This window comes from Sulfitobacter sp. 1A13353, assembly GCF_043557255.1.
In the GTDB taxonomy this organism is placed as follows: domain Bacteria; phylum Pseudomonadota; class Alphaproteobacteria; order Rhodobacterales; family Rhodobacteraceae; genus Sulfitobacter; species Sulfitobacter faviae.
Genome location: NZ_JBIFFS010000002.1, coordinates 420722 through 433468, shown reverse-complemented (window position 1 = coordinate 433468; position 12747 = coordinate 420722). Strand labels below are relative to the sequence as shown.

Sequence of the window (12747 nt, the reverse complement as noted above, 5' to 3'; positions counted from 1 at the left end):
CCGCAGATGACTGCACCCGCCGCAACGGCTGATGCAGGGCTGACCGAGGGGTTGCTTTCTGGCTTGGGCGGCGCGCTGCCGCCCCGCCTTGGCGTCGCCGTCTCGGGCGGGGGCGATTCCATGGCCCTGCTGTCGCTCCTGCATGGGCTGGCGACGGCGAAGGGCAGCCATCTCGAGACCGTGACCGTCGACCATGGGCTGCGCCCGGAAGCGGCGGAAGAGGCCGCCATGGTCGCGCGCCATGCCGCCCGACTGGGGTTGGCCCATGAAACACTGCACTGGCGCGATTGGGACGGGCAGGGGAATCTTCAAAACGCCGCGCGTGAGGCGCGCTATCGCCTGATGGCCGATTGGGCCGCGCGGCGCGGGCTTCCCGTCGTGGCCCTTGGCCATACGGCGGACGATCAAGCCGAGACGGTGCTGATGCGCTTGGCGCGCCGGTCGGGGGTCGATGGGCTTGCGGCCATGGCGCCGCGCAGCGAAAGATTTGGTGTCACATGGCTGCGCCCGCTGCTTTTCGCCCGGCGCGCGGCCCTGCGCGATCATCTGCGGCGGGCGGGGCTGCACTGGGTCGAAGACCCCAGCAATGATGACCCGCGCTATGCCCGGATCAAAACCCGCCAAAGCCTTGATGCCCTCGCGCCGCTTGGCATCGATGTAGAGACTTTGGCCGAGGTCGCGCGCAACATGGCCACCGCCCGGGCGGCGTTGGACGCCCAAACCGACCGCGCCGCGGGCGATATCCTGCGTATGGAGGCGGGCGCGCAGGTGATGCAGGCCGATGCCTTTTTCGCCGAGCCGGAAGAGATCCGCCGCCGCCTGATGCTTTGCGCGCTCGGGCAGATCAACGGCGGCGCTTACCCCCCGCGCCGCGGCCCCGTGGCCGCTTTGATCGCGGGGCTAGCGGAAGGGCAGGCGGCCACGCTGGCGGGGTGTCAGGCACTGCTCCGGCGCGGTGAAATCTGGATCTTTCGCGAGTATAACGCGGTGCGCGATCTGCGCGTGCCTGCGGATCAGCTTTGGGACGGACGCTGGCGTGCGATCCCCCCCGAAGGGCTGCCGCCCGAGGCCGAATTGCGCGCGCTTGGCCCAGAGGGGCTGGCCCAATGCCCCGATTGGCGCAGCCTTGGGCGACCCCGTGCTGCCTTGCTGTCGACCCCGGCCATCTGGCAGGGCCCGCGGCTGCTTGCCGCGCCCCTTGCCGGGCTGGACCAGAAATGGCATGTCCGGCGCGAAAGCGGCGCGGAATGGAACAAAACCGCGCCATTATCGCATTGAACATGAGCGCATCATGTCTATCTTAGTATGGTGGTTGCCCGAACGGGCGCCCCTTGGGTTGCGGGACTTGCCCGCGGCCATGTGAATTTAGGAGAATTCCCTTGGGAAATGTTCGTAACCTCGCCTTCTGGGTTGTCCTGATGTTGCTTGTGCTGGCGCTGTTCAACCTGTTCAGCGGGTCCAGCGGGTCGCTGCAAAACAACGAAGTCAGCTATTCCGAATTCGTCACCTCCGTACAGGATGGGGATGTCCGAAATGTGACATTGGATGGTGAGCAGGTGCGATTCCGCCAAGCGGATGGTGCCGACTATCTGACGATTAAACCCGGCGATGCCGAGCTGACCCAGCTTTTGATCGACAACGACATCCCCGTCAAAGCGCGCCCCCAGCAACAGTCCGGTTTCCAGACCTTCCTGATGTCGCTTTTGCCTATCGCGCTGCTGATCGGCGTGTGGATTTACTTCATGAACCGCATGCAGGGCGGCGGCAAAGGCGGGGCCATGGGCTTTGGCAAATCCAAGGCCAAGATGCTGACCGAAAAGCATGGCCGGGTGACCTTTGACGATGTCGCGGGCATCGACGAGGCCAAGGAAGAGCTTGAAGAGATCGTCGAATTCCTTCGCAACCCGCAGAAGTTCTCGCGCCTCGGCGGCAAGATCCCGAAAGGCGCGCTGCTGGTGGGCCCTCCGGGCACCGGTAAGACGCTGCTGGCCCGTGCGATTGCGGGCGAGGCGGGCGTGCCCTTCTTCACCATTTCGGGCTCCGACTTCGTCGAGATGTTCGTGGGTGTCGGTGCCAGCCGCGTGCGTGACATGTTCGAACAGGCCAAGAAGAACGCCCCCTGCATCGTCTTCATCGACGAGATCGACGCCGTGGGTCGCCACCGCGGCGCAGGCTACGGCGGCGGCAACGACGAACGTGAGCAGACCCTGAACCAGCTTCTGGTCGAGATGGACGGTTTCGAAAGCAACGAAGGTGTCATCATCCTCGCCGCGACCAACCGCCGCGACGTGCTCGACCCCGCGCTGCTGCGCCCGGGCCGTTTCGACCGTCAGGTCACCGTGCCCAACCCCGACATCAAGGGCCGCGAGAAGATCCTTTCGGTGCACGCCCGCAAGACCCCGCTGGGGCCGGACGTTGACCTGCGCATCATCGCGCGCGGCACGCCGGGTTTCTCGGGTGCGGATTTGGCGAACCTCGTGAACGAGGCCGCGCTGATGGCCGCCCGCGTCGGTCGCCGTTTCGTCACTATGGTCGATTTCGAGCAGGCCAAAGACAAGGTGATGATGGGCCCCGAGCGCCGGTCGATGGTGATGACCGCCGAGCAGAAGGAAATGACCGCCTATCACGAGGCCGGTCACGCGCTGGTGGGCATGACGCTGCCCAAATGCGACCCGGTCTACAAGGCCACGATCATCCCGCGCGGCGGCGCGCTCGGCATGGTGATGAGCCTGCCTGAGATCGACCGGCTGAACATGTTCAAGGACGAATGCCATCAGCGTCTGGCCATGGCGATGGCGGGCAAGGCGGCGGAGATCCACAAATACGGGCCGGACTCGGTCTCCAACGGTCCGGCGGGCGACATCCAGCAAGCGTCTGCGCTGGCGCGTGCGATGGTGCTGCAATGGGGCATGTCGGATAAGGTCGGCAATATCGACTATTCTGAAGCCGCACAGGGCTATCAGGGCAACACTGCGGGCTTCTCCGTCTCAGCCAATACCAAGGAGTTGGTCGAGAAAGAGGTGCAGCAGTTCATCCAAGACGGCTACGATCGCGCGATGAAGATCATCACCGAGAAAGAGGTGGAGTTCGAGCGTCTGGCCCAAGGTCTCCTGGAGTATGAGACCCTGACCGGCGACGAGATCAAACGCGTCATGGACGGCCTGCCGCCGGCAGAGGATTCCGACGACGACAACTCCGACACCGGCAGCGCGCCGAGCGTTACTGCGATCCCCAAGGCGAAGGGCAAGAAGACCCCGCCGAAGGATGGCGGGATGGAACCTGAACCTTCGGTCTGATCCGACCTGCGACATTTGAAAGACCCCGCTTCGGCGGGGTCTTTTCGTTTTCGGCACTCCCTCCGGTCGGGGCGGGAATTCCACTATCGCTTCACGGTCGCCATCGCGTTAGACAGGGACGGAATTCTGGAACAAGCCGGGTCTTATGCGACGCATCCTTTCTGCCCTCGCCCTTCTACTCGCCTTCACCGCCGGACCGGTCTGGGCCGAGCCGCAGACCTATGCTGTCGCTTTAGGCGGGCGGCAGCTGGGGACCTTGCAGTTCAACGGGCAAAGCCGGAACGCGGCCTTCCTCTTGTCGCTCGACAACGCGCCTTTCGGCATCAAGAACGGCAGCTTCAAGGCGGCCACCCAGTCGCGTGGCACCGCGGTCAGCTATCTCGGGTCCAACCGGGGGAGCGAGACGCGCGATATCGCGATTGACCGGGCCGCGGGGCAGGTCACCTCGGTGGCGATCACCCCGGCTTCGGAAATGACGAAAATGTCGGAGGCCGGAGCGGTGCCTGCCGGTGTCCTCTTCCCGCCCGAGCTTTTCGCCGCCCTTGCCACCGGCAAAAGCTGCCCCGCGCCGCTGTCGCTCTACGATGGCCGCCGCGTGGTGCAGATCGCGACGCAGAGCAGCCGAGAGGAGGGGGCTTCGGTGTTCTGCGATATTTCCTACCGGGTCGTCATGGGGCCGGGCTATGTCTCTCCCTTTTATCTCAAATCCTTTGGGATGGCGCTTGTCTACAGGGCGGGCACCCTTGCCAAAGCCTCATTGAGCGGGGGCGGTTTCAAGGTGCATCTGATCCGGCAATAGGCATAGGATGGCGTTGCCAAACCAGCCCAAAGGACGCCCCATGCCCGAACTGCGCAAGACAGACCATACCGCCCGGATCACTTGGCTGGGCATGGTCCCTCAGGACCGCGAAAACATCCGCTCGGTCGCGGTGGAGCAGGCCTTTGCGACCTATGCGGGCATCAAAGGTGATTTTCACGCAGGGCTGACCCGCCCCGCCTGCGTGCGCGTGCGCAACCTGCATGCCAAGGGGACGGAGATACGCAACACGCGTCAACTCTCCATCCTCTCCGCCGAAGAGATGGCCGAGATCGCCGCCGCCATCGACCTTCCCAAGCTCGACCCGACCCTGCTGGGCGCTTCGATCAACCTTGAAGAGATCCCGGATTTCACCCTTGTCCCGCCGGGGTCGCGGCTGCAAAACGCGCATGGCACCACCTTGGTCGTGGACATCGAAAACGGCCCCTGCAACCTGCCTGCCCGCGAGATTGAGGTGGAGGCCCCCGGCCATGGCAAAACCTTTAAAGCCGCCGCCCAAGGCAAACGCGGCGTGACCGCATGGGTCGAGCGGGAGGGGCCGTTGAGCATCGGGGACGAACTACGGCTTTTCGTGCCGAACCAGCCGGTCTGGCCGCATCTGGGCTAAGCGCGCGCCGTTTCGCGAACTTTGAGTGTCGGAAACACGGCCCCCCGTCGGGGGCTTGTCGCGCTATGGCTAAAGAATAAAGATCGCCAACAACGGCAACAGGGGATTCTCATGGCTTTCAAAACCGACATTCAAATCGCCCGCGAAGCGGCGAAACGCCCTATTCAAGAAATCGGCGCGAAGCTGGGGATCTCAAACGACGACCTGCTGCCCTATGGCCATGACAAGGCGAAGGTGAGCCAAACCTTCATCGATTCCGTGCAGGAGCGCGCGAACGGCAAGCTGATCCTCGTCACCGCGATCAACCCAACCCCGGCGGGGGAAGGCAAGACCACCACCACCGTCGGGCTCGGCGACGGGCTGAACCGGATCGGCAAAAAGGCGGCGGTCTGCATCCGCGAAGCCTCGCTGGGGCCGAACTTCGGGATGAAGGGCGGGGCCGCGGGCGGCGGCTATGCCCAAGTTGTGCCGATGGAAGAGATGAACCTGCATTTCACCGGCGATTTCCATGCCATCACAAGCGCCCACAACCTGCTGGCGGCGATGATCGACAACCACATCTACTGGGGCAATGAGCTGGAGATCGATACCCGCCGCGTCACATGGCGCCGGGTGGTCGACATGAACGACCGCGCCCTGCGCCAAATCACCGCCTCCCTGGGCGGCGTGCCCAACGGGTTCCCGCGCGAGACGGGCTTTGACATCACCGTAGCCTCCGAGGTGATGGCGATCCTTTGTCTGGCCAAGAGCCTCACCGATCTGCAAGAGCGCCTTGGCGCGATGATCGTCGCCTACCGCCGCGACCGCAGCCCGGTCTATGCCCGCGACATCAAGGCGGATGGGGCCATGACTGTGCTTTTGAAAGACGCGATGCAGCCGAACCTCGTGCAGACGCTTGAGAACAACCCCGCCTTCGTCCACGGCGGGCCCTTCGCCAATATCGCCCATGGCTGCAACTCGGTCATCGCCACGACAACGGCGTTGAAACTGGCAGATTATGTGGTGACAGAGGCAGGCTTTGGCGCCGATCTCGGGGCCGAGAAATTCATGAACATCAAATGCCGCAAGGCGGGGCTGGCGCCTTCTGTGGTGGTCGTCGTCGCCACGGTGCGCGCGATGAAGATGAACGGCGGGTTGGCGAAAGCCGACCTAGGGACCGAGAATGTCGAGGCTGTGCAACAGGGCTGCGCCAACCTTGGCCGCCACATCGAAAACGTGAAATCCTTTGGCGTGCCCGTGGTCGTGGCGATCAACCATTTCGTCACTGATACCGATGCCGAAGTGGCGGCTGTGAAGGACTATGTCGCGGCCCAAGGGGCTGAGGCGATCCTCTCGCGCCACTGGGAGTTGGGCTCGGAAGGCTCCGCCGATCTGGCCACCCGCGTGGCAGAGATCGCCGATGGCGATCACGCGAATTTCGCCCCGCTCTATGCCGACGAGATGCCGCTGTTCGAAAAGATCGAGACCATCGCCAAACGTGTCTACCGTGCCGACGAAGTGCTGGCCGACCAAAAGGTGCGCAACCAGTTGAAGGATTGGGAGGCGCAGGGCTATGGCGATCTGCCGGTCTGTATGGCCAAGACCCAATATAGCTTTTCGACCGATCCCGACCTGCGCGGCGCGCCCACTGGTTTCAGCGTCCCCATCCGCGAGGTGCGCCTTTCGGCAGGGGCGGGTTTCGTTGTCGTCATCTGCGGTGAGATCATGACCATGCCGGGCCTGCCGCGGGTGCCTTCAGCGGAGGCAATCAAGCTCAACGCCGATGGCGATGTGGAGGGATTGTTCTAAGGCGGGTTGCAATGACCCGCCGTCGCGGTGATGTAAAGCATGTTCAACCTGCAGCGAGCGAAAGTGAGACGGATATGGCAGCGACAATCATCGATGGCAAAGCCTTTGCAGCAACGGTGCGTGAGAAGGTCGCGGGCCATGTCGACCGGCTGAAGACGGATCACGGCGTCACCCCCGGCCTCGCCGTGGTGCTGGTGGGCGAAGACCCGGCAAGCCAAGTCTATGTCCGCTCCAAGGGCAAAATGACTCGCGAGGTCGGCATGAAGTCGGTCGAACACAAGCTGCCCGCGACCGTCGATCAGGACGACCTGCTCAAGCTGATCGACGCGTTGAACAACGACCCCGAGATCCACGGCATCCTCGTGCAACTGCCGCTGCCGGATCATCTGGACGAAACCCGCGTGGTCAATGCCGTCTCGCCCGCCAAGGACGTGGACGGTTTTCACATCTCCAACGTCGGCCTACTGGGCGCAGGGCAGAAAAGCATGGTGCCCTGCACCCCGCTGGGCTGCCTGATGATGCTGCGCGACCATCACGGCGATCTGACGGGTATGAACGCGGTGGTCATTGGCCGGTCCAACATCGTCGGCAAACCGATGGCGCAGCTGCTCTTGGGCGATAGCTGCACGGTGACCATCGCGCATAGCCGCACCCGCGATCTGCCCGAGGTGGTGCGCCGCGCCGATATCGTGGTCGCCGCCGTTGGCCGCCCCGAGATGGTGCCCGGCGATTGGATCAAAGAGGGCGCGACGGTGATCGACGTGGGCATCAACCGGATCGAGACCGGCGAGAAAACCAAACTGGTCGGCGACGTGGACTTCGACAGCGCCAGCCAGCGCGCCGGGGCCATCACCCCGGTGCCCGGCGGGGTCGGGCCGATGACCATCGCCTGCCTGCTGGCCAATACGGTCACCGCCTGCTGCCGCGCCAATGGGTTGGCAGAACCCGAAGGGCTGACCGCCTAAGCGCCTGGCACCGGCACGATGGTGCCCTGCAGGATGGCGATGAGCTTGGCGGCGCCATGCGTTTCCGCATGCACCTCCGCCGTGACCACACAAAGCCGCCGGCCCGGTTTCACCACCCGGCCCGTGGCAATCAGCCGGTCTCCCCGAGCGGGAGCCAGAAGGTTGATCTTGATCTCCGAGGTCACGACATCGACCTCCGGCGGCAACATGCTCAAGGCCGCATAGCCCGCCGCGGAATCGCCGATGGAAAAGGTCAGCCCCGCATGGCCAAAACCCTGCTGCTGCATCGCGCCCGGCAGGACCGGCGCCGCAACCTTGACCAGACCCGACTGCACATCGATGATCTCGGCCCCCAGGGTCTGCATCATGGTCTGCTTGGCAAAACCCTCCCGCACCCGTCGTTCAATCTGATCATCCATCATCGCTTCTTTCCGGGCATGGGGATCGCCACAGGGTGCGGCCCCGTGAGTACCGCACAGGCCTCTGGCCCCATCAAATCACAAAGCACCCGCGACTGGCTGCGCAGCCCGCCGGTATAGGTGCCATATGCAGGCAGGATTAGCCGCTTGCTGTCAAACAAAAACGCCGGACGCGAGATGCTGCGGCCCCGCGCGCGGATCGATGCCTTGGGATGATAATGCCCCGACACCTCGCCGGAGGTCCCCTCCGCCGCAATATGCCGAAAGGTCAGCGGGCCGAGCGCCAACTCACCCAAATGCGTACCGCCCAACCCAACCGGGCCCGGATCATGATTGCCTTCGATCCAATCCCACCGCCGCCCGGCCTGCAGGCCGAGAATCCAAAGCCGCTCTTCCTCTGGCAACGCCTGCGCCGCGCCGAGGTCATCAAAACTATCGCCAAGGCAGATCACATGACGCGCTTGCGTGAAAGACAGGTCCGCCGCCAAACGGTTCAACGTATCGCGCGTCTCATAAGGCGGCAGCGCCGACCCGCCGCGCCGCGCGATCCTTTCCGACTTGCCCAAGTGAAGGTCGCTCACACAAAGCAAATCCCTTTCGCGCCACCAAAGCGCGCCAGAACCAAGCGCAGTCAGCCCCGCCCCGGCGAATGAAAACTCAAGTCCGTTCATCCTTTGTTCATCTGAGATCAGCTCTGATTTGGCAAGGGGCCAAACGCGAAGGTTGCGCAGATGGAATGGTCAGCGCAGAGGTATTTAAGAAAGGATGAATTGCAGAAAGCGCGCCCCGCGATCGGGTGGTCACCGGACCGGAGACGCGCCTTCATCCTTTGCGGTCATCGGCTCCTCAGCCTGTACCGCGAGAGGAAGATGCGCCACCTTAATTAAAGAACCCTTAATTATCTTCATCCTTTTTCAAATACCTTGCAGAACCTCTCTGCCCGCGAAACGCTCAAGTTCAACGACCATCCCGCCATGGCGGCTGATCCGATGGCGGCGGGGTGAGTTGCGCGAGGCCGGAGGCTTCCATCAAGCGTTCCGCCTCTTCTGCCAACAGACGATCCTGCCCGGCGCCTTCGACCGGAACGCGGCCCATTTCGAGAAACAGCGGCGCGGCCAGGGGGCTCACGCGGGAGAGCTTGCGATGGGTGATCCGCCCGGCGATCCGCCCGAGCATTTCTTCGATTCTGCCGAAATCCACCAAACCGCTGAGGGCTTCTTCGCGGGTGATGTCGAGCATCAGGTGGTCCGGTTCATAGCGCTGCAGCGTGTCGTAGAGGATATCGCTGGAAAAGGTCGTTTGCCGTCCGGATTTGCGCGCCTGCGGGCTGTTGCGCTCGATCAGCCCGGCGATAGTGGCGGCGGCGCGAAAAGTGCGTTTCATCACGGCATTGCCCGCGAGCCAACTGTCGAGCCCTTCGTGCAGCACTGTCGGATCAAGCAGCGGCGCGGGGTCGTCGACAGGGGAGAGTCCCCAGATTAGCGTGGCATAGTCCGTCGCGACGAAGCCTAAGGGGCGTAGGCCAAGGTCTTCCATGCGTTTGGTGAGCAGAAGGCCGAGCGTTTGTTGGCCGTTGCGTCCGGCAAAGCCGTAGAACACCGTCTGTTCGGCAAAGTCATGGGGGAAGCTTTCCACCAGCAGCGTGCCGGGCTGCGGCAGTTGGCTGACCTCGCGTTGCAGGCTGAGCCATTCGGCGGTGTGGGGCGGCAGTTCGGGCCAGCTGTCTTGTGTGAACATTTGTTGCACGCGGGCCGAGAGTTGGGTGGAGGTGGCGAATTTCGTACCGCCGAAGGTCGCCACTTTCGGCTTTTTGGCGGCATTTCGGCTGACCTCGACCACGGTTTCGCGCAGCCCTTCGTAGCGCACGATTTGCCCGCCGATCAGGAAGGTATCGCCTTTGGTCAGCGTGGCGGCAAAGCCTTCTTCGATCTCGCCCAGGGGCTTGCCGCCGCGGTTGCGTTTCATGCGGACCTTGAGCTTGTCGGTGTCCTGAATGGTGCCAATGTTCATGCGGATGCGTTGCGCGGCGCGGGGGTCACGCAGTTGCCATTGCCCGTCGGGGCGTTGCAGCAGCCGTTGCCAACGGTCGTAGGCGCGCAGCGCGTAGCCCCCCGTGGCGCAGAAGTCGAGGCAGGCGTCGAAGGCGGCGCGCGACAGGTTGGCATAGGCCCCGGCGGTGCGGATTTGTGCAAAGAGGTCCTCGGCGTCGAAAGGCCCGGCGCATGCAGCGATGAGGATGTGCTGGCAAAGCACGTCGCGCGGGCCGTCGCCCCGCGGGTCGCCGTCGAGCGCGCCTTCGAGCACGGCCTCCAGCGCTGCGACGCATTCCACCACTTCGAAGCGGTTGGCGGGGACCAGAAGCGCCTTGGAGGGCGCATTGTAGCGGTGGTTGGCACGGCCGATGCGCTGGACCAGACGTTTCACGTTCTTCGGCGCGCCGATCTGGATGATGAGGTCCACGTCGCCCCAGTCGATCCCCAGATCCAGCGTGCCGGTGCAGACGATGGCGCGCAAATCGCCTCGTACCATCGCCGCCTCGACCTTTTCGCGCTGCGCGCGGTCGAGGCTGCCGTGGTGGATGGCGATGGGCAGGGCGTCCTCGTTGGCGAGCCAGAGTTTGTGGAAGAAGATCTCGGCCTGCGCGCGGGTGTTGTGGAAGATGAGCGTCGTCTTGTGTTGGCGCACCTGTTCGAGGACCGCGGGGATCGAATAGGCGGCGCCGCCGCCGGCCCAGGGGGGGGCTTCTTCGGTGCGCAGCATCTGGATGTCGGGGGCGGGGCCAGGATCGGCCATGAGCACTTCGCAGGGGTCGGGGTGGCAAGCCATCAGGTGGGCGATGGCGGCGGGGTCTTCGACAGTGGCCGAGAGGCCCACGCGTTTCAGACCCGGGCACAGCGCTTGCAGCCGGGTCAGCGCCAACATCAGCTGGTCGCCGCGTTTGCTTTCGGCCAGCGCGTGAATCTCGTCAATCACCACGCGTTTGAGGCCCCGAAAGGTGCGCCCGGCGTCCTCATAGGAGGTCAGCAGGGCGAGGCTTTCGGGCGTGGTCAGCAGGATATGCGGCGGGTCGGCGCGTTGGCGACGGCGGCGCGCGTGCGAGGTGTCGCCGGTGCGGTCCTCAATGCGGATCGGCAGGCGCATCTCCTCGACCGGGCGGGTGAGGTTGCGCTTGATGTCTGCCGCGAGCGCCTTCAGCGGCGAGATGTAGAGCGTGTGCATCCCCTCGTGATCATGCTCGGACAGATCGACGAGGGTGGGTAGGAAACCGGCCAGCGTTTTGCCGCCCCCTGTGGGGGCGATGAGCAGCAGGGCGGGGGCCTCGGCACGGTCCAGCATCTCTTGCTGGTGCGGGTGCAAAGACCAGCCGTTCTGGGCGAACCAATCGGCGAATTTGGGGGGTAGGGCGCGCATGACACCCAATGTAGTATCGGCAGGGCGCGGTGCCAGCGGCGGAGGCTATTTAACGATCACCTCGTCGCGAACGAACATATTGGCCCATGCCCGGTCCACCAGATCGGGGTTCATCTGATAGGGGATGCCTTCGAAATCGCAGATCGCGATCATCTGGTCGATCAGGAAGTTTGGCTGATAATTCGCATAGACATTGTTGATGGTCGGGTATTTTACCTTGAGCAGATGGACCAGCGTCGCCTCATCCAGCGGCATGCCGCGTTTGCGGGCGACCATGGCAAAGATCTTGAGGAAGTTCTCTTGGTCCGGCCCATCGACCTTGATCTTGAAAAAGATACGCCGCAGGGCGGCTTGGTCGAAAATCTCGTTCGGGTGGAAGTTGGTCGAGAAGATCACCAGCGTGTCGAAGGGCACCTCGAATTTCTCGCCCGATTGCAGGGCGAGGATGTCTTTGCTTTCCTCCAGCGGGACAATCCAACGGTTGATGATGCTTTGCGGCGGCTCTTTCTGGCGGCCTAGGTCGTCGACGATGAAGATGCCGCCGGTCGCCTTGAGCTGCAGCGGCGCCTGATAGGTCCGCGCCGTGGGGTTGTAGACCAGATCGAGCATGTCGAGCGACAGCTCGCCGCCGGTGATGACGGTGGGGCGTTCGCAGCAGACATAGCGGGCGTCATAGCGCGTGATCCGGCGCAGGGAGGTTGGGTCTTGCACCTCGGCCTCGGCGGCGGAATGAACGATCGGATCATAGACGGTGATGACTTGGCCTGCGTATTCGATGGCACGGGGGACATAGACCCGATCGCCAAGCGCGTCGCGTATGCCATTGGAAATGCTGGATTTACCGTTTCCCGGCGGGCCGTACATCAGGATCGACCGCCCGGCAGAGACGGCGGGGCCGAGGTGATCCAGCAGGCTGTCGGGCAGCACCAAATGGCCCATGGCGCCGGTCAACTGGTCACGGGTGATTTGCAGATTGCGCACGGATTGGCGTTTGACCTGCTCGCGGTAAACCTCAAGCGGGACGGGCATGGCGCCGAAATATTCCGACTGCGCCAGCGCATCCAATGCGCGCGCCTTGCCCGCGTCGGTCAACTGATAGCCCATTTCATTGCCGCTGGTGGCGCTGAGCGTGCCGGTGGCTTCGATCAGGCGCTGGCTGCGGGCTTGGTCGACCATCTCCTGCGTGACCGGGATCGGCAGGCAGAGCGCTTGGGCCAGATCGCTGACCATCTCGACGTTCTTGCGAAAAATCGTTTTCAGAAGGATATCGCGCATCATCACGATGGGCAGTTTCATATCCTCCAACCGCTTGGGGGGCGGCGGGGCAAGCACGGTGCTGGTCGGGGCGTTCATCAATGGCTTCCTTGGAAAGTCATGCGGCGGTGCGGCTTGTCGGTCAGACTGAAGGGTAAATCTTGAATATGGCGTGAATGTGGACGCATTT

The 12747-nt window shown here is 63.6% G+C and carries 10 protein-coding genes; 6 read left to right on the top strand and 4 right to left on the bottom strand.

Going from position 1 to position 12747, the window contains the following annotated elements:
* The first annotated feature begins 6 nt into the window (after nucleotides 1-6).
* From tilS to folD, 6 genes are all read left to right on the top strand, one after another.
* On the top strand, nucleotides 7-1278 hold the full coding sequence (tilS, locus tag ACGYLO_RS05830; RefSeq protein WP_271688053.1) for a tRNA lysidine(34) synthetase TilS: 1272 nt from the start codon (nucleotides 7-9) through the stop codon (nucleotides 1276-1278).
* Nucleotides 1279-1379: 101 nt separating this feature from the next.
* Nucleotides 1380-3296 carry an ATP-dependent zinc metalloprotease FtsH gene (gene ftsH, locus ACGYLO_RS05825; protein ID WP_067262909.1) on the top strand — a complete coding sequence of 639 codons (1917 nt, stop codon included), beginning with the start codon at nucleotides 1380-1382 and terminating at the stop codon, nucleotides 3294-3296.
* A 145-nt stretch (nucleotides 3297-3441) separates the two neighbouring features.
* The gene (locus tag ACGYLO_RS05820; protein ID WP_271688051.1) at nucleotides 3442-4095 is read left to right on the top strand and encodes a hypothetical protein; all 654 of its coding nucleotides are present in this window, start codon (nucleotides 3442-3444) and stop codon (nucleotides 4093-4095) included.
* A gap of 40 nt (nucleotides 4096-4135) precedes the next feature.
* A complete protein-coding gene (locus ACGYLO_RS05815; protein ID WP_271688050.1) occupies nucleotides 4136-4720 on the top strand; it encodes an MOSC domain-containing protein in 585 nt (194 codons plus the stop codon).
* 111 nt (nucleotides 4721-4831) lie between these two features.
* Complete coding sequence (locus tag ACGYLO_RS05810; protein ID WP_271688049.1) at nucleotides 4832-6508, top strand: formate--tetrahydrofolate ligase; 1677 nt, start codon at nucleotides 4832-4834, stop codon at nucleotides 6506-6508.
* A 74-nt stretch (nucleotides 6509-6582) separates the two neighbouring features.
* A complete protein-coding gene (gene folD / locus ACGYLO_RS05805; protein ID WP_271688048.1) occupies nucleotides 6583-7473 on the top strand; it encodes a bifunctional methylenetetrahydrofolate dehydrogenase/methenyltetrahydrofolate cyclohydrolase FolD in 891 nt (296 codons plus the stop codon).
* On the opposite strand, the gene ACGYLO_RS05800 is transcribed toward folD, so the two are convergent.
* The 4 genes from ACGYLO_RS05800 to ACGYLO_RS05785 form a co-directional block, all read right to left on the bottom strand.
* Nucleotides 7470-7892, bottom strand: a complete 423-nt coding sequence (locus tag ACGYLO_RS05800) for a PaaI family thioesterase (RefSeq protein ID WP_271688047.1) — start codon at nucleotides 7890-7892, stop codon at nucleotides 7470-7472. The two genes, folD and ACGYLO_RS05800, sit on opposite strands and share 4 nt — an antisense overlap.
* Nucleotides 7892-8563 carry a ligase-associated DNA damage response endonuclease PdeM gene (gene pdeM, locus ACGYLO_RS05795; RefSeq protein WP_271688046.1) on the bottom strand — a complete coding sequence of 224 codons (672 nt, stop codon included), beginning with the start codon at nucleotides 8561-8563 and terminating at the stop codon, nucleotides 7892-7894. The genes ACGYLO_RS05800 and pdeM overlap by 1 nt, the downstream gene beginning before the upstream one ends.
* Nucleotides 8564-8849: 286 nt before the next feature.
* Nucleotides 8850-11303, bottom strand: a complete 2454-nt coding sequence (locus ACGYLO_RS05790) for a ligase-associated DNA damage response DEXH box helicase (protein WP_271688045.1) — start codon at nucleotides 11301-11303, stop codon at nucleotides 8850-8852.
* 45 nt (nucleotides 11304-11348) lie between these two features.
* Entirely contained in the window at nucleotides 11349-12656 is a 1308-nt protein-coding gene (locus ACGYLO_RS05785; protein ID WP_271688044.1) for an ATPase, read from the bottom strand.
* Nucleotides 12657-12747: the final 91 nt, after the last annotated feature.